This window comes from Chryseobacterium edaphi (genome assembly GCF_025628985.1).
Lineage (GTDB): Bacteria > Bacteroidota > Bacteroidia > Flavobacteriales > Weeksellaceae > Chryseobacterium > Chryseobacterium edaphi.
On sequence record NZ_JAOTEM010000001.1, the window covers coordinates 229,905 to 247,302 of the forward strand.

The 17,398-nt window shown below is 33.5% G+C and carries 12 protein-coding genes; 8 read left to right on the forward strand and 4 right to left on the reverse strand.

Features of this window, described 5'->3' with window-relative positions; all coding sequences use genetic code 11:
• Positions 1–657, forward strand: a complete 657-nt coding sequence (locus NZ698_RS01215; protein ID WP_263001075.1) for a murein L,D-transpeptidase catalytic domain-containing protein — start codon at positions 1–3, stop codon at positions 655–657.
• Between the two features lie 447 nt (positions 658–1,104).
• On the opposite strand, the gene NZ698_RS01225 is transcribed toward NZ698_RS01215, so the two are convergent.
• A complete protein-coding gene (locus NZ698_RS01225; protein WP_263001077.1) occupies positions 1,105–1,542 on the reverse strand; it encodes a transposase in 438 nt (145 codons plus the stop codon).
• A 19-nt stretch (positions 1,543–1,561) separates the two neighbouring features.
• Between NZ698_RS01225 and NZ698_RS01230 the strand changes: the two genes are divergently transcribed.
• Entirely contained in the window at positions 1,562–1,684 is a 123-nt protein-coding gene (locus NZ698_RS01230; protein ID WP_263001079.1) for a hypothetical protein, read from the forward strand.
• Between the two features lie 482 nt (positions 1,685–2,166).
• Here NZ698_RS01230 and NZ698_RS01235 read toward each other — a convergent pair whose 3' ends face one another.
• From NZ698_RS01235 to NZ698_RS01245, 3 genes are all read right to left on the reverse strand, one after another.
• Positions 2,167–2,739 (reverse strand): phage tail-like protein, encoded by a 573-nt coding sequence (locus NZ698_RS01235; protein ID WP_263001081.1) that lies wholly within the window; start codon positions 2,737–2,739, stop codon positions 2,167–2,169.
• Between the two features lie 108 nt (positions 2,740–2,847).
• Positions 2,848–6,207, reverse strand: a complete 3,360-nt coding sequence (locus NZ698_RS01240; protein ID WP_263001083.1) for a beta strand repeat-containing protein — start codon at positions 6,205–6,207, stop codon at positions 2,848–2,850.
• 730 nt (positions 6,208–6,937) lie between these two features.
• Positions 6,938–8,272, reverse strand: a complete 1,335-nt coding sequence (locus NZ698_RS01245; RefSeq protein WP_263001085.1) for a tetratricopeptide repeat protein — start codon at positions 8,270–8,272, stop codon at positions 6,938–6,940.
• 504 nt (positions 8,273–8,776) lie between these two features.
• Between NZ698_RS01245 and NZ698_RS01250 the strand changes: the two genes are divergently transcribed.
• From NZ698_RS01250 to NZ698_RS01275, 6 genes are all read left to right on the forward strand, one after another.
• A complete protein-coding gene (locus tag NZ698_RS01250; protein WP_263001087.1) occupies positions 8,777–9,298 on the forward strand; it encodes a hypothetical protein in 522 nt (173 codons plus the stop codon).
• Between the two features lie 179 nt (positions 9,299–9,477).
• Positions 9,478–10,935, forward strand: coding sequence for a tetratricopeptide repeat protein (locus NZ698_RS01255; protein ID WP_263001089.1), 1,458 nt, complete (start codon positions 9,478–9,480; stop codon positions 10,933–10,935).
• Positions 10,936–11,104: 169 nt separating this feature from the next.
• A complete protein-coding gene (locus NZ698_RS01260) occupies positions 11,105–12,430 on the forward strand; it encodes a hypothetical protein (protein ID WP_263001091.1) in 1,326 nt (441 codons plus the stop codon).
• Between the two features lie 67 nt (positions 12,431–12,497).
• The gene (locus tag NZ698_RS01265) at positions 12,498–13,982 is read left to right on the forward strand and encodes a tetratricopeptide repeat protein (RefSeq protein WP_263001093.1); all 1,485 of its coding nucleotides are present in this window, start codon (positions 12,498–12,500) and stop codon (positions 13,980–13,982) included.
• A 172-nt stretch (positions 13,983–14,154) separates the two neighbouring features.
• Positions 14,155–15,777: a hypothetical protein gene (locus NZ698_RS01270; RefSeq protein WP_263001095.1), complete on the forward strand. Its 1,623-nt coding sequence runs from the start codon at positions 14,155–14,157 to the stop codon at positions 15,775–15,777.
• 13 nt (positions 15,778–15,790) lie between these two features.
• The gene (locus NZ698_RS01275) at positions 15,791–17,395 is read left to right on the forward strand and encodes a hypothetical protein (RefSeq protein WP_263001097.1); all 1,605 of its coding nucleotides are present in this window, start codon (positions 15,791–15,793) and stop codon (positions 17,393–17,395) included.
• Positions 17,396–17,398 lie beyond the last annotated feature (3 nt).

The window sequence follows — 17,398 nt, forward strand, 5'->3', positions numbered from 1 at the left end:
ATGTTTAGAATATTCTATTTATTTTTCTTTGTATTCATTTTTTCGTCTTGCCAAAATGAGCCGAAAAAATCTGTCGGTTCTATCATTTTTGAGAATAAAAATATAGAAGAAACAGACAAACCTGAATTAGATTTAGTCAAAACAAAAAAGCAAGCGGAGGAAGCGCTACAATTTTGCAAAAGCAAAAAGATGAATACTGATTTCTGTGTTTTAATTGATATGAGTCTTCATTCCGGAGTGAATCGCTTTGTGGTATGGAATTTTAAAGAAAACAGAATTTCAGGTAAATATCTGGTTGGTCACGGTTGCGGTACAAATTCTTGGAGCAGCGATGAATCAAAAGAAAACCCGGAATTCAGCAATGAAGACGGAAGTCATCTTTCAGCGTTGGGGAAATATCAATTGGGCGAGAGAGGTAGGAGTGATTGGGGGATTAACGTCAAATACCTTATGCACGGTTTGGAAAATACCAACAGCAATGCTCTGAAAAGATTCATCGTTTTTCATTCCTGGAATTTGATGAGTGATCAAGAGGTTTTCCCTAATGGTTCACCGGAAGGTTGGGGTTGTCCTACGATTTCAAATAACGCAATGAGAAAGATTGATCCTTTGATTGAAAAATCTGCGAAGCCGGTCTTGATGTGGATTTATAAGTGATTTTTGACGATTACAAAAATGAGTGTTTTCGGTATCAAGAAACTATCAAAGAATATTGTTTTATTTCGTGATAAGATGAATAAAATAAAAATAGAAGAATTTCTAGAGGTATAATGTTTAAATTAAACCAAAAACTTTTTCTTCCATTTTGCTAAAGTATTTCTGCTTATCTTAAAATGTTTAGATACTTGAGTGTTATTTAAATTATGTTTTTTTTGATAATCAAGTATTTCTAAGATCGCGGGCTTATCGTAACATCTATGTTTCTGATTAAGAGAAAAAGTTGTTTCACTATGTAGAGAGAATATAATTTTATTAAGTCTTATAATGTCTGTCGCAGAAAGTTTATCTTTTGACAATATTTTGATGCAATATTGTTGCTTTTCTGGATATTTTAAGTGTATAATATCCATATAGATCTTTTTGTAATCCGGACCCGATGATTGATTATTTTTTTTCATCATATTTGTCAATCCATTTGTATAAAGTTGTTTTTGGGATACGATATTCTTCGATTATTTGCTTCTTCGTTTTTTGTCCTGTCTGTATCTGTTCCAAAAGAAAACGGATGATTTCAAAAGTATAAATATGCTTTCTGAATTTTGGCAATATTGATTGCTTTTCTTTAATAACATTGTAGTTACTGTTGGCAGGAGGTGCATACAAAATCAGATGTTGAGAGTAAAGTCTGAAAAAATCATATTCTAACAATTTGCTCCATCTGAGCAAAGTCTCTGTATCCAGGCTTGAAGATTTGTACATTTGTGTGATCTCTTCTTCAGTAGAATTTAAAAATTTACAGATTCTTGACATTCCAATATCTCTGTCTGACACTCTCTGTCTGATTAAATTTCCTATAACAATATCTTTAAAGTCTGTACTCATAGCATATTTATTAATAAAAATGAACCTTCAACATATCCGTACAACAAAATTTGCGATGCCTATGGAAATACTGTATGTTGAAGGCACGAAAGTAAAAGTATATAGTCAATACGAATTCACATCCGTTTTAATCTCTGCATAAAATAAGCCTCCAACATTGACACAAAATATGCATGAGAAGATTGTATGTCTGCTGGAGGCATGAAACTTACCAAAGGAAAGCTTCATTTCTCATCAATTGAGTTTTAATGATTTTGTAACAAACCAAAAATCACTATTATGATGGTCATTAGTTATTCTTTAATATCTTTTTTCAAAAGTTACAGTACTTTATATTAAAATTTTATTATAAATAATATTTTAAACTTCAACCGAGCAAATCAATAAAAATGAAAGCTTAACACAACACAACTCTCGGTTGAAGATAAAAAAGGGTTTTATAATCTAATCTGACAAATAGTTAATAGTAAAAAAATTAATAATTGTTTGCCAGAGAATATTTCTATTACAGGTCTTTTACGAAGAGATAATTCTTGATCGTCACTATTATTTTTCTAATTAATTTTTTAAATCTGACTCTTATTTTTTTTAAATTAAAATAATTATGCATGCAGCAAAATATTTTTAAGGTTTCCAGAACGACCATTTACTGCCATTATAAACAGCGAGGCGTTTTGCTCCGGCTTTATTCACATAAACCATCATTCCTGGTGATGGGGTAGGAATGTTATTTACATCACTTACTGTCGGCAAAACCATCGCCCTTGTCGTGGATTCTAATACTATGACACCATCATTAATACTTGTGGTATTCGCTCCAATAATGGTTTTCGCTTCGTCAGGTTCCGGTACCTGTGCCGATGTTGGCTGAATTGCTAATGCATTGGTGATGTCTGCTCCCTGCCCACTTATATCTACCCAGCCTCCGGAACCCGGTGCAGTGTTTCCGTTATAAAACTTTACTCTTGCATCGGTGGGAATACTTGCGTCCAGGATAATTGAGCCTTGAGTGGGTGTTGTTGTTTTTGCTCTCACATAAGGTAAAATAACACCTTTATTATTGGTATTGGCAAATTCTAATAAGACAGAAGTTTTATCAGTTGCAGTTCCTACCGCACCTCCTATGAGAACCTGTGAAAAGGTATTTCCTGAAAGTGAAAATGCGATTATTACGATAATATTTTTAAGTGAATTCATCTTTGTTAATTATAAATTATTTAAAAATGTTTGAGAAAGTACCTGACAGTCATCAATAATGTACTTCCTAAACATTTGTTACAGCATACTGTGTCCGTTCTACAAAATTTACGGACAAGCTGGAGTTGAGAAACAGCTCCATGCAGCATCTGAGTAAATCTTCAAACATTTGCTGAATAAATCATATACCATCATTCCTTCCTGTGGATTCGTAATTTTATTGAGATGATTTGCAGCACTTGTTTGTGCGGGATCCGAGGTCATTCTCGTTATCACAAATCCTTTAGTGTTCGACTCCAACACAGTATGCGCAGAAGTTCTTATCATTGGCCAGTTACCGTTTTCTGCTCCCGCTCTTTTCAACAAGGTAATACCGTGGTTTGTTGGTATCCCTAGTGTTGAAGTATTGGGATTATTGTAACAAGCGCATGCATTGATTAAATTATTTAAAGAACTTCCTGATCCTTGACCGATATCGCTTCCCAAATCTGCTGAACCTCCGGAATTTACCAAATTAGGAACTCCTAAACTAGTTCCGGATGTGTTTCCAACGCCATTGTTAGGTGATGGTAAATTAGTATTGATGCTTCCATCTGCATTTAACTGTGTAGATAAAATATTTTCATCGCCTTCAATTGCGTCCGAACAACCGTCATTATCAGAATCTAAATCTAAATAATCCGGTGCTCCGTCATTATCTGTGTCCATTGGCAAGACAGCACAGACTTTTAGAGGTGATAAATTGTTGGTATTATTGTTGGTCCACATTTTAAGCGTTATTGAAGTGACAGGCTGTGTAGTGCGTATCTCAAAAGGTTGATTGGCAGTTGCTGCGGGATCAAACCTTATTTCGCTTCCTGTGTTTGATATAACATTTATTCCTGTACTATTCACTATGATGAATCCTCCTGCAGCCGTTAACCTCCAGCTATCAGCAGCATTGAAAGGACCAAAACTTTGTACATGCTCAGATATTCGTACCATGGTAGGTTTCGTAAAATTAATCACATACTGCATATACTCGCTTTCATTTCCTGTGCCGCTTGTAGCATTAATTCCTAAAGAAACATCACCACTACTGTTTCCTTTCGGTGCAGTAAAACTTGATATTTCAGTAGAGGAAACACCGTTTTTTGTAAAAACTGCAGTATAATTTACAGAATAACTTCCTGCCCCGTTGCTGTTAAGTGTCAGGGGTGTTGTGATATTGGGATTGCTGTCACTAATTCCTGACCAATCTAAACATTTAATTTGTTCGTTGAATTCTACTGAATCAGGAATCCCGTCATTATCATCATCTATATCGCAGACATTACCATTTCCGTCACTATCGGTGTCTACAAAATTAGGTGAGCTACTGTCGCAAAGATTATTAAAAGGAATTGTGGCCGATGCTGTATTAGAGCTTTTTATACCTGCGTTATCTGTTACTTGATAGAGAATAACCACATTGCCTACACCTGTAAAAGAAGGATCTACTAAAATTTGTTGTGTTGGGTTACCTGTAGAAGTTGCTGGTACAGTAATTCCGACTGAAGGAAATGTTCCTGAAGTATAATTATTACCGTTAATTGTTATTGAACTAATCCCTGTAGGAAATGCAGTGATAGTTATTGAAGTTATTATTCCGCCATTTAGATCCGTACCACTAAACACACTTGCAGGGACAATTGCACTATTAGATCCTTCAGGATTAAGAATAGTAGATGAGGTATTGTTGTTTGCAGTAGGTCTTTCATCTATTCCAAAGTTGACGTTGGTAAGACCTGAAGTCGGAGTACCAAGAGGAATAATTCCATTGACTGTTCCGTCATTACCTGTTGTTGTACCAATATTTTCACCGACAGAAGTCCAGTTATTGGGTAGTATTGACGTGGGAAGCATTGTGGAACCTATTACAGGATTAGCCGTGGTAAGAACAATAGTGTATCCCATTCCTAACAAACCTGATAATGCATATGTTCCATTTAAATTAACAGGAACCACTTGTGATACTGCTCCGGTTGTGGTATTGTAAAGAACTGCGTTTACTCCACCAGCATTAGTTCCTATTCCGTTAACCGTATTGTCTGAAAGTCCGTTAATATCATTAAATACATTTCCGCTTGCGATTATAGCACATGATCTAATTACTGTAGCATCATTTGCTATAGATGTACTGGGGTCGTTGGAAACAATTTCATCATTCGGTAAATTTAAAGATTCTACTCCGGTATATTTTACAAATGCTTGGTTGGTAAGAACTGATCCGTTAGTAGATGCAGTACAATTTAAAACTATTGTAGCCGTTTCTCCTTTTAGGATCTGTCCAGAAAGTCCTGTAGGTGATTTTACATCTATCCCATTTGCCAGCGCTGTAGCTGTGAGTCCCGGTATTGCTGTTCCGTTTAATGTTCCTGAAACTAATGTGATCCCAGAAGGTAAGGCATCAATTAATTTTGTAGTAATTGCATGGAAAGATCCTGTGTTCTGAATAGTAATAGTATAGATAATAGTAGATGTTGTAGGATCACAATTAATCGTTGCAGCTTTATTTACCACTAAATTGGGAGTAGGTGCTGCACAGGAAGCAAAATCCGAAGATGGAAAATTAGTAGACCCTAAATCGTTTTCCACACCAGTAGTTGTATTGATATTACTTGTGCCATTTAGACCTCCTACAATAAAATTACCATCGGTTAAAAATCCAACAGATGACGGAGCAGAGGTTAGATTAGCAAATTTTTGTCCTGTGATAGTACTTGTAGAAGTTCCTGATCCCGCAAGTCCTAAATAAACACCTGCTGAATTGTAGGATCCCGGAAAAATAGCCAAGATGTTAGCTGAGCTAAATGCACCTGTAAGATTTCCTAATCCATCAAAGGCAATATCTCCACCTCCATAGCTTGAAACAGTTGATCCGACAGTTGGTTCAAAGAGAACACCAATATCTATTGCTGCTACAGAAGGAGTAGAGGGATTAAATTTATATAGATGATTATTACCGGAGTTATGAAAATAAATATTTCCATCTGCCGGATTATATGCTGCTTTATTAATATTTTGTACACCACTAATACCTGCAAATGTGGCAACGGTAGTACCATAAGTACTATTATTTAGATTATATGAAAATATTTTAGGAAGACTATTTGGGGCAACTGTTCCGATTCCTCTATTGCAAAACCAAATAATATTGTTGGGTATATCCAGCCCAAAAGCGCTGGTTGCAGGAGTGCCTCCCGCGTTTACTTCTGCTAATGCAGCTCCTCCCGCAAATAAATTTTGAACCCTAAGAGTAACAGCTTCTGTAGTAGTATTCATTAAATATAAGCCCTGTTGGACAGCTGCTGCCTGATTTGCGGGCGTTGTAATTGCGCTACCATTCACTGCATAAAGCTGACCTGGCGTACAGGATTGTGCATTCAATGTTGGGTGACTCCAGAGGAATACAACCCAAAAATATAACCATTTGTATTTTTTTATCATATGACAAGTTTTCAAGTATTATGCAGAAAAAATTATATTTTAAAAACAACTAACTCAACTGCTTGGAGAAAAAAGCTGTAGTCTTAAAAACATCTTCCGTAACTTTTCTAAAACTTCAACCGAGAAAACAGCAGATGAAAAGTAAAAACGCACCATTACTCGGTTGAAGAATAATGAAATTTACACTCTACATGTTCAGTAAAAGATATAAACCATTATTTTACTTTGGTTCTGTAAAAGATCAATACTATTTCTATTATTCTATTGAGCCTGAACTCAACCTCCGAAATGAAATTGAACCTCTTTATAATTACAATTCATTCTTCATCATTATATTAATAATTTCTTTTATCATCAAATAGTTTGGTTCTATCTACATTATTTGCTTTGTAAAAATTCAACCGAGATCAATAATAAAGAAAACGTAACTCAATTACTCGGTTGAAGATGGATAAGGATTAATGAAAATATAATATAGTATAGTTTATTTATGTTTTTATTGTATGATAATTTGAGTTAGAAAAAATATCACAAAGACTGCTGAAAACTGATCTTTAAATAGATTAATAGTAAGCTTTTGATCCTCTCCGTTTCAAAATTATTGATAGAGCAAAAATAGATTGAAAAAGAACGGTAACGATAATTAACAACCACTTAGAAGCACTCGAAACACACTCAAAAGCACTCGAAAGCGATGAGAAACATACTTTTTGAAATCAGAAAGAAATTTTTATAGCTGAGATATCCAGATATAGAGGTTTGTATCAGAAGGAACTGACAGTCTTTTTTTCAGCCTGTATTTTTTTCCTTCCACAGCTTTTATAGAAGTGTTTTTGAATACTGCAATCTGTTTGGTATCAAAGTTCAGTTTGATCAGTGCGCAATATTCCAAATCGGAGGTTTTGAAACTCGTATCGATGGAGAGTAGTTTTTGTATAAAATCAGGATAAGCCGAAATAAATTCAGAATAAAAATCCTGATCATTACTGAACACAATTTTTGTGAGTGAAGCTTTTTTTTCAGCATCATCTGAAGGTACAAGATGAGAATCATCTGCAGGTTTTTCTGGCAGCTGATTTTGATCAACAGATATATTTCTTTTTTGTTTAAGCCTGAAATAAAGAAAGACAAATAAAGCAAAAACGCCTAATAATCCAAAAGCTATATAATAATAAATCATGGAAGATGATGACTGATTTGTTATCTTACTGTTATTAAAATAGTTCTCAGCAGCTTTTTTCTCTACATAAGTTATACTGTCTGAAAGTTTTTTGAATTTATCCAAATATAAAGCAGCATTTTTGTAGTCAGCAAGACCATTGTATGATGCTGAAATTTCGGGATATACCAGTAATAAATCATATTCGTGTTTATTTTCAGTATTTAGTTGTATTGACTTTTGGAAATACGAAACAGCTTCATCATAATTTTTGGTTTTATTCGCCAGCATTCCTTTTGCAACATAATAAGAACTGAAAAATTTATTTTCCTTTTCACCTTCAAGCAGCTTTTCGGCTTCCTTTATGTACAAAACACCTTGATCCTGATTCTTATCAGAAACCAAATACGCATATGCCAGATTACTTGTACATTGAATCAGCCATACTTTTTCTCTATTTCGATCTAATGATTTTGCTTCCAGATATGCACTTTTAGCATAAAGAATAAGTGTCTCCTTATTATATTCTTTAATTTTCAGATGGTTAAAGAACATCCCGATATAAGCACACATTCTCAAATAATGCCTTTTTCCATCAGATTTTATAAGTTGGCTGTTCTTTAATGCATTTTTAAATTCAAGTAAAGATTTTTCATATAATCCGAGTTTCGTAAAGCAATATCCTCTGCCAAGTTTTATATGAGATAAAATATCAATATCATTTGTACCGCGGGAAAGAGCATCTGCTTCCTTTAGGTTACTTAGTGCCTCATTGATCTTTCCTGTATTGTAATAAATATTAGAACTCATCAACAATACAGGCAATTGCCCATCAAGATATCCTATTTCTTTTGATTTATAATAGATTTCTTTTAAAAAAAGCAATTGCTGATCATCGCTTACCATTTTTTTTGATAAACCGCCGGTTTTAGCTATTGTTATTAAACTATCAATTTCTTTTTGCTTAGTAGATTGTGAATTACAAATACAAAATTGCAAAACGAATACAAGTGAAAGGATAAACTTCATAAGATGCATTAAATAGCGAAGTAAAAATAAATAATTAATTCATATGCATGTATAATATTATTATTTTAACTTATTTTCAAAAGCTTCAGGTGATATTATTGTCATCAACAAAAAATTGCGTCAGGTAATTTCTTTGAAGTAAATTTTAATTATTGAGACATAACAGACGGAATAAATGTGACTTTACAAATCAAAAATCAATTCTGAACAAGACTCGTAAAAATATTCAATATTTATTCAAGGTAATCCTTTTCGTTGATATTTATTATGTTAAATCCATCTTCAGCGGAAAAAATTATTTAAATAAATTTAATTATGTTAATAAACCGTAATTGACTTAATTAATATTTTTGATCTGTTTAACAATAAAAATATAACATAATGGCATTAGACAATTTGATCAGCATTACATTTTCAGAAACTGAATTGGCAACTTTAGAACAGGCAATACAGGATATCGAAACTGTTCTTAACGGAAAAACAATCAATCTTACTCCCGAACAAAGGCAGCAATACGGTAGTATTGCAGAACAGAATAAACTCTTTGTAAACAAAGCCAAAAGTTATATGGAAGTATATCAGCAACATGTTCCTAATTTCCTTAACAAAACAGAATTTGACAAAGACTATACTGCAAGACAACAGATCGAATCCAGACTGCAGAGATTCAGCTCAGTATCTGAACAGTTATCGGATACTAAAGTACTGCTTGACCACGATAACTATCACAATTCTATCACCTGCTACAGAAATATAAAATTCCTTTCAGGTGAAAATGTACCGGGAACAAATGTGATCTATAATGACCTGAAGCAGTTTTTTGATTTTTCTTCTCCCGCAACTACTTCTAAAGTGTTGAAGCAAGTTCAGAAGAAAATAAATCCTACATTAAATCTTGTCTAAAGTCACTATTAGAAAAATTTCACAATTAATTTGACAGTAAAAAAACATAAGAACAGTTATGTTATATACAGTTCGAAAATATTCAAAAAGAAATATTATAGCGGGAAAATAAACTTTACTTGCAAAAACATAACATTTTATAATAAATTTGCACAACTTGGTATTGAAGTTTTGCGCCTATGAAAAAGCTGTTATTTTTCCTTCTGTTTTTGGTTTCATTACCGCAACTCGTTGCGCAAAAATATTCTGCTAAAGAAATAGATAGTTTAATAAAAGTTGCTGAGCAAAATTCCGATATAGATAAAGCAATAGCGCAGGTTCAAAAATTATATAAAAGTGCTGAAGAGATTGATTATAATTTAGGAAAAATCAATTGTCTCAACAGTTTAGCGTTCAGTTATTATTTGAAAGGTGATAACGAGACTGCTATTCAATATTCTATTCGTCAGGAAAAAGAAGCCAAAGAAGAGAAGGAATATCTTCTCGTTTGCAGTGCTCTTCGTACCAAAGCATCATGCTATTCTAGATTAGGATTATTGGATGAAGCTATCAAAACCATTTCCGAAGCAGTCGTTATTGCAGATAAAATTACCGATACTGACGAATTACATAACACAAAAGGATCAATGTATCAGGCAAAACAGCTTATATATAGCGAAAGTCGCATCGAAGATTCCACTCTGTTTTACCATAAAAAAGCTCTGAAAGAATTTCTACAGATTAAGTCTTCAAAAAGACGTTTAGGAACACTTAGTCCTGCTTATATTAATCTGGCAAATGCGTACACCAATAACAAAAAATTTGATTCTGCTCAATATTATTTTGACAAGGTACTGGTAATAGCGAATAAAACACATAACGAGTACAATATATACAAGTCACTCAATGGATTGGGATGGCTTTATTTGGGTAAAAAAGATTACAAAACGGCAATAGAATATTTTGACAAAGCTTATATTTTAACGAAAAAAAATAAAGATCCTTATACCTTAAAAGCTATTTATATTGGCTTACAAAGATCATATAATGGACTGGATGATCTTGTAAACAAAGAAAAATATTTGCTGAAATACAATAATCTCAATGACAGTCTTTCAACAGCAGAAAGAAAATCTCTACAAACATCTGTTAAAGAAATTGAGAGAAAAAAGGATGAAGATTTTACCAATACTAAAACCAAATTCTATATTATTTTTTGTCTTTCGGCTCTTGTGATTTTTATCTGTCTTTATTTTGTACTCCGATATTTCAAAAACTACCAAAGAGAAAAACTGGACAAGTTTTCCAAAGAAGAAACAATTCTTGAAAAAGAATCAAAGCTTAGCCAATTAGAGTCTAAAATCAATAACGCCTTCGAAGAAGTTCTCGAATTGGCAAAAAACGACGATCCTGCTTTTTTGGCAAGATTCAAAGAGGTATATCCTGAATTTTATAATAAGCTAACGTCATCTTATCCCGATCTCACCATCAGTCAGCTGCGTTTTTGCGCGATGTTGAGGCTAAACTTTTCAACAAAAGAAATTGCACACTATCATCACACAACGGTAAGAGGAGTACAGACCAAAAAAACGAGATTAAGAAAACAGCTCAATCTCCCTTCTGAAGAAGATCTTAATAAGTGGATGATGGAATTTTAAAATTATGTTTACTTTTTCATATTCTTAAATTTGTGGCGTGAAGAGACTTTTTATTTTTATTTTGTTTGTTTTTTCCCTGAGCACTTACGCTCAGAGCTATACTGTTAAGCAAATTGATAGCCTGAATAATGCAGCCTTTTATTTATCAGATAAAAAAAAGGCAATTAATATGGCATTTGACTGCTATAAAAAATCTTCAGAAATCAAATACGAGAAAGGACAATCAAAGGCATTGTCGAATATTGTCTTCTCTTATTTCATATTGACCGATTACAAAAAGGTGATTGAATATGCCGATAAATTACAGCAACTGACAGACAACGCAAAAGATAAAAACTTTTATTTTCTGCTTAATGCTCTCAGATACAAAGCTCCTACTTATGCCTATTTGGGTTTTTATGATAAAGCCTATAAAACTATTGATGAGGCTGAAAAACTTTGCCATCATTTAACGGGCGATGAATATTTTGATATGATGGGAACAATTTATTGGAGCAGAAGTGAAATCGAATATTCGAAAGGCTCTGATGCGAAAAAAAACATCATCCTATCCTTTGATAAAAAAGGTGCCGAATCTTATCAGAAAATTAAAAATAATTGGAAGAAAAATCATCTCTTAGGAATGCAGTTTCATAATATAGGGATGGGATATCTTAATCTTAAACAACTGGATTCGGCATTATACTATAATATAAAGGCATTATCTGCTTCGAAAATTGCGAAAGACAGCATTAATGATACTTATATTACTTATGGAATTGCCGAGACCTATCGTGATATGAAAAATCATGACAGCGCAATTTTCTATTACAAAAAAACAGAAGCTTATCTTATAAAGTTTGGGAAAAAAGATGATTTACTGGATATATACGAGAGTATGGCTTCTCTCTATAAAAATCAGGGAGATGAGAAAAAATATATTTATTATTTGGAAAAAGTAAATACTCTTTCAGATAGCCTTCAACACGGGAGAATAAATAATATACAGGAGGTTTCGAAAAAAATAATAAATGAAGAAAAGGAAAAACAGAATAAATGGTTTTATTTTATTTTTTTAAGTCTTTTAATTATTATAAGTATAATTGTCTACTTCACATTCAGATTTTTCAAAAATTATCGCAAAGAAAAGCAGCAAAAAGAAGAAACTAAACTTCACCTTACCAAAAAAGAAGAAAAAATATCTGAACTTGAACTTAAAGTAAATAATGCTTTCGAAGAAGTTCTCGAATTGGCAAAAAACGACGATCCGGCTTTTTTAGCAAGATTCAAAGAAGTATATTCTGAATTTTATGATAAACTGACCTCAACTTATCCCGATCTTACTATTAGTCAGTTGAGATTTTGTGCAATGATGAAATTAAATTTTTCAACCAAAGAAATTGCACACTATCATCACACGACTGTAAGAGGTGTGCAGACTAAAAAAACGAGATTAAGAAAACAACTCCACCTACCTTCTGAAGAAGATCTTAATAAGTGGATGATGGAATTTTAATAAATTTTAATACATTTCTATAGTCATTAAAATAAATAAGATTAGGTTTGCAATTACGCAATTGATCATGAAAAATTTTCTGATTTTTATTTTCTTTTTGGGAACTGCGGCACTTTTTAGAGTAAATGCCCAGAAATATACACCTGCCCAACATACAATCCTCAAAAATGATTCTTTAATTTCTAAAATAAGTTTAACCGATCCTGACAAAGCTATAAAGCAGGCTTCTAAAAACCTTCTGGATGCCGAAAAGTTAGAATTTGATGAAGGAAAACTGAAAATATATGAAACGCTCTCATATGCATATTATGCAGCAGGAGATTTTCAAAAATTAATCGAATTCTCCGGATTGGAAGAAAAGATGGCTTTGCGATTAAAAAACTATCTGCTGGTTTGCAATGCTCTGCGTTATCAGGCAATCGGATATTCCAAATTAGGATTTTCTGATGAGGCACGGGAAAGTATGAAAAATGCTTTCAGGTATACCCACAAAATATCTGATAAACAAAAATATCATAAAATCAGAGGATTGCTTTATCAGGCTTCTTGCTATGTAGAAGAAAATATTGTTACAGATAAAGATCAGACTTATTACGATTCTGTATTTGTCTGGAGAAAAAAAGAGATGTCAGAATTGCGCAAAGCAAAAGTTGAAGAGTTTGTTCTTACAGGTACTTACATCAATATCGGAAATTCATACAGTCAGAAAAATAAATACGACAGCGCAGCTTATTATTTTAAAAGATCCCTTGTTATAGCCCAAAAAAGAAAAGACAAATTCAGTGAAGCAAGGGCACTTGTTCAGTTAGGTGTTTTATACAGCGGAATGAAGGAGCACATCAAAGCAATAGATGTATTTGAAAAAGCTCTGAAGGCAAACAACCGAACTGATCCCTATTTGGATAAGGACATCTATTATAATTTGATAAAATGCTATAAAAGCACAAATAATACAGTTAAATATCAGAAATATTTAGAAAAGTCGGTCATTCTTCAGGATAGCCTCGATTTGTTGGAAAGAGCGGAAGTTAAAACCACTATTACTCAGATCAAGAAGAGAAAAGAAGAATCATTTAGTGAGACAAAACTAAAATTATATATCATTATTCTGTCTTCTGTTTTATTGGCCGTCGCTTGTCTTTATCTTGCGTATCGCTATTTTAAAATCTATAAGAAAGAGAGAAAAGAAAAAAAATTTAAGGAAGAAACCATCCTTGAAAAAGATACTCAACTCAATCATTTAGAATCAAAAATCAATAACGCTTTCGAAGAAGTTCTCGAATTGGCAAAAAACGATGATCCTGCTTTTTTGGCAAGATTCAAAGAAGTATATCCAGAATTTTATTGTAAACTCACCTCAGCTTATCCAGATCTTACAATTAGTCAGTTGAGATTTTGTGCAATGTTGAAATTAAATTTTTCAACCAAAGAAATTGCACACTATCATCACACAACCGTAAGAGGTGTGCAGACCAAAAAAACGAGATTAAGAAAGCAATTAAATCTCTCATCGGAAGAAGATCTTAATAAATGGATGATGAATTTTTCATAAATCATGATCAAATGTGGTGAAATATAGTTGTTTGTTTTTCAGTTAGTTAAATAGCGTGCGTACCTTTGTTGTATGTACATTTTCGACGTTTAGTAGATGTTATTTTAATATTTGCAAAATTATTTCGGCGTAGAAAAACCGAAGTTGTTTTGAAACAATTAAAATCTACTATATGAAAAAAAATCTCTCTTTACATTCTTTGCGTGCTCAATTAGGTATCAGCACAGCAAGTGATTCCCATCTAACTTTTGTTGGTAAAAAATGCTTTAAAACGAAGCAAAGTAGTTTTAAAAAGACAGTACTATTTACCGTTTTACTTTTAATAGGTTTTGCACCACAACTAAAAGCGACGGACGTTTACTTAGCTTCTTCTACACAAGGAGGTTTGGCAACTAACAACGGAAACAGTTTCGCAACTCCAAAGGAAACAATAGCATATTTGAACACAATAGCAAATGGAAATTTAGCATCTACTCTTAATCTTCATATTTATATAAAAGGAAATGCAAGTTATAGCTGGGGTGTTTCCGGGAGAATTGGTATAGATGACGATTTCTTAATTATGGGAGGTTTTGATCCTTCTTCTACAGGGTTTTACTACAATTCTACCAACAATCCTGTTTTATATCCTACAACATTTACGATTACAGGAATGCCTACTGACGGAATTTTCGGGTTGGGCAGTAGTGTTCCTAACGGTTTTACTTTGAGTGGGTTAAACTTTGTAAATGCAACAAGTGGTTATTTAATGAAAGAAGATATTGGTAATGCAAGTGTGAATGTTTATAATTTCAAATCTTGTCGCTTTACCAAATTTAGTCCTGCATTATGGACAAATGGAAATAAAACCATAAATATTGATAATTGCTATTTTGACCAGAATACAGGTGCATCAGGAAGTGCGCTTTCTCTAGGTAATAATGCTACTTTAAATGTTACAAATTCCTCATTTGTAGGTAATAGTGGAGGTTCTGTAGGTGGTGGTGCTATTGCCAGTACAGGAGCAAGTACATTCACCAATACTATTTTTTGTGGAAATACTGTAACCTCAAGTACATTTGGAGGGGCTGCTTATGGTGACTGGACTAATAATATGAATAAAAAAACAACATTCATAGGTTGTACGTTCAGTGGAAATACTTCAAATAATTACGGTGGTGCAATATCAAAACAAAGTGGAATTCTTGAGGTGATCAATTGTACATTTTATAACAATAAGGCAACACAGGGTGGTGGTGCGATACTTTTTGTAGATTATGCTGCAGGATCTACTATTTCAGGCAGCAAATTCTATAGCAATAATGTTACTACTACTGCTATGAATCCTGGTTCAATGAATAGTGGTGGTGCTATACATTTAAGACCGGGTGGTAATCCGATAGATATTAAAACCAGTGTCTTCGATAGTAATTTCACGGGGAATGGAGCAGGAGGATTTGGCGGTGCGGTTATGTTTGATAACAACTACGGAAGTGCAGCATCACCACTCAATATTGATGGCTGTACTTTTATTAACAATAAAAATAGTGCAACACTGAACACAGTTGGAAGCGATATCGGTGCATACAATGGAGCTGGTAACAGCCAAATTAATATTACCAATTCGGCAATGCAATTAGCTGCTCCTGGTACTGGTGTTTATAGAGCTTTCATCAATAATACAACTTCGCCGTACAAATATTTTTTTGGTGCGGGTAATACATTCGGTAATACTGGTGGTTCTTTAGGTACTCCGACTTACGCTTGTCCAACTACAATTTGCAATATCGGAACAGTTGGGCCAATCTTCAATTAATAAAATACACATTATGATACAAAATATATACACTCCGAAATTGTATGAGAAGAAGTTTTTAAAAACAGCTTCTCTCAACAGACTATTTTTAATGCTTTTCTTATTCATTGGAAGCACATTGAGCGCCGCTGATATTTATCTTACTAATGGGAATCAGGGAAACGGAAGTGGAAGCAGCTTTGCCAACGGTAAAGATGCAACAACTTATCTTAATGCTCTCCTTACAACTCCAGCTGCTGCCGGAACACACATCTATATCACAGGTGGAGTTAATTATAATATTCCCGTAAATTATTCTGGGATATTATTAAATAATGATGATATTCTGATCAAAGGTGGTTATAATCCTTCTACACCATACAATTATGATCCTACTACTTACATTACAACTTTTTCGGGATATACTGGAGTTAACGGAACTGCCTATGCAATGTTTACTTCCAATACCTCAACTGCTAAAAATGTAACAGTTCAGGGGCTTAAATTAGTGAATGGTTATGCAAATAATGTAGTTTTTGGAGCAATAACATTTACTCTAGTAGGTAAGTTTACTTTTAAGGACATTACGATTACTAACCAAACAACAAGTCAGTCTCTTTTCTATTTACAGCGTTTTGATAATAGCTCAGGAAACAGCAGTCTTACATTAGATAATTGCTACTTTGCAGATAACAGTTCGACTACTTCCGGAGGTGCGGTTATTAATGATTATAATCACAGTGGTAGCGGTCAGATTCCTGTTACAATTAACAATTCCAGATTTGTAAGAAACACATCTTCAGCAGGACAAACAGGAGGTGCGATTGATGTTTCTTCTAATAGCAAATATGTTGTTACTTACAGTACTTTCTGTGAAAACAATAGTCTTGGATATGGCGGAGCTATAAATATGAACAATGCCTCAGCCACCATACAAATTACAGGAGACACTTTTACAAATAACTATACTAGAGTTTCATCAAGTTATGGAGGCGCAATTATGTTTACTCGACATAGTACGGCAACAATCACAGATACAGGTTTTTATGGTAATTATTTAGCTGCAGGAATTCAGTCAAATGGAGGAGCGATTGGCCATGGTTCATCAAACAGCGGTTCAGTAACAATTAGTAATTCTGTTTTTTATAATAACCGTGCAAATGCTGATGGCTTATCATTTGGCGGTGCTATTTCCACAAATCTTAATAATGGAGGGAACAACGGCGCTGTCTACAGCATTAGCAACAGTAAGTTTATCAGTAATAAAGCTGGCAGCTCATATAGAGGTGGTGCCATAGTTTATTCTAATGGAAGCAGTACTCAGTTAATATTAAATAATAATATTTTTTACGATAATACGGCCAATGGTTCTACTACTATTAATGGTGCAGATATAACCGCTTACAATGGTTTGTCGGGAAGTGGTAAAATTACAGGATCGGGAAATACTGTTCAAAATGCTTCAGGAAGCTATCTTTCATACCCGAATGATAATAGTGCTTTACCTTTTTCTGCTTGGACAGGTACAATTTATAATAATAATACTACCGGAAATAATGGTGGTATTACGGGTGCTCCTTCAGGAGGTTGTCCTTCAAGAATATGTAATGTCGGAACTATGACGCCAATCTTCAATTAAAAA

Coding starts and splice junctions, on each gene's coding strand:
- NZ698_RS01275 (WP_263001097.1), top strand. CDS start 15,791: ATGATACAAAATATATACACTCCGAAATTGTATGAGAAGAAGTTTTTA.
- NZ698_RS01230 (WP_263001079.1), top strand. CDS start 1,562: ATGAACCTTCAACATATCCGTACAACAAAATTTGCGATGCCTATGGAA.
- NZ698_RS01265 (WP_263001093.1), top strand. CDS start 12,498: ATGAAAAATTTTCTGATTTTTATTTTCTTTTTGGGAACTGCGGCACTT.
- NZ698_RS01235 (WP_263001081.1), bottom strand. CDS start 2,739: ATGAATTCACTTAAAAATATTATCGTAATAATCGCATTTTCACTTTCA.
- NZ698_RS01260 (WP_263001091.1), top strand. CDS start 11,105: ATGGCATTTGACTGCTATAAAAAATCTTCAGAAATCAAATACGAGAAA.
- NZ698_RS01225 (WP_263001077.1), bottom strand. CDS start 1,542: ATGAGTACAGACTTTAAAGATATTGTTATAGGAAATTTAATCAGACAG.
- NZ698_RS01270 (WP_263001095.1), top strand. CDS start 14,155: ATGAAAAAAAATCTCTCTTTACATTCTTTGCGTGCTCAATTAGGTATC.
- NZ698_RS01215 (WP_263001075.1), top strand. CDS start 1: ATGTTTAGAATATTCTATTTATTTTTCTTTGTATTCATTTTTTCGTCT.
- NZ698_RS01255 (WP_263001089.1), top strand. CDS start 9,478: ATGAAAAAGCTGTTATTTTTCCTTCTGTTTTTGGTTTCATTACCGCAA.
- NZ698_RS01240 (WP_263001083.1), bottom strand. CDS start 6,207: ATGATAAAAAAATACAAATGGTTATATTTTTGGGTTGTATTCCTCTGG.
- NZ698_RS01245 (WP_263001085.1), bottom strand. CDS start 8,272: ATGGTAAGCGATGATCAGCAATTGCTTTTTTTAAAAGAAATCTATTAT.
- NZ698_RS01250 (WP_263001087.1), top strand. CDS start 8,777: ATGGCATTAGACAATTTGATCAGCATTACATTTTCAGAAACTGAATTG.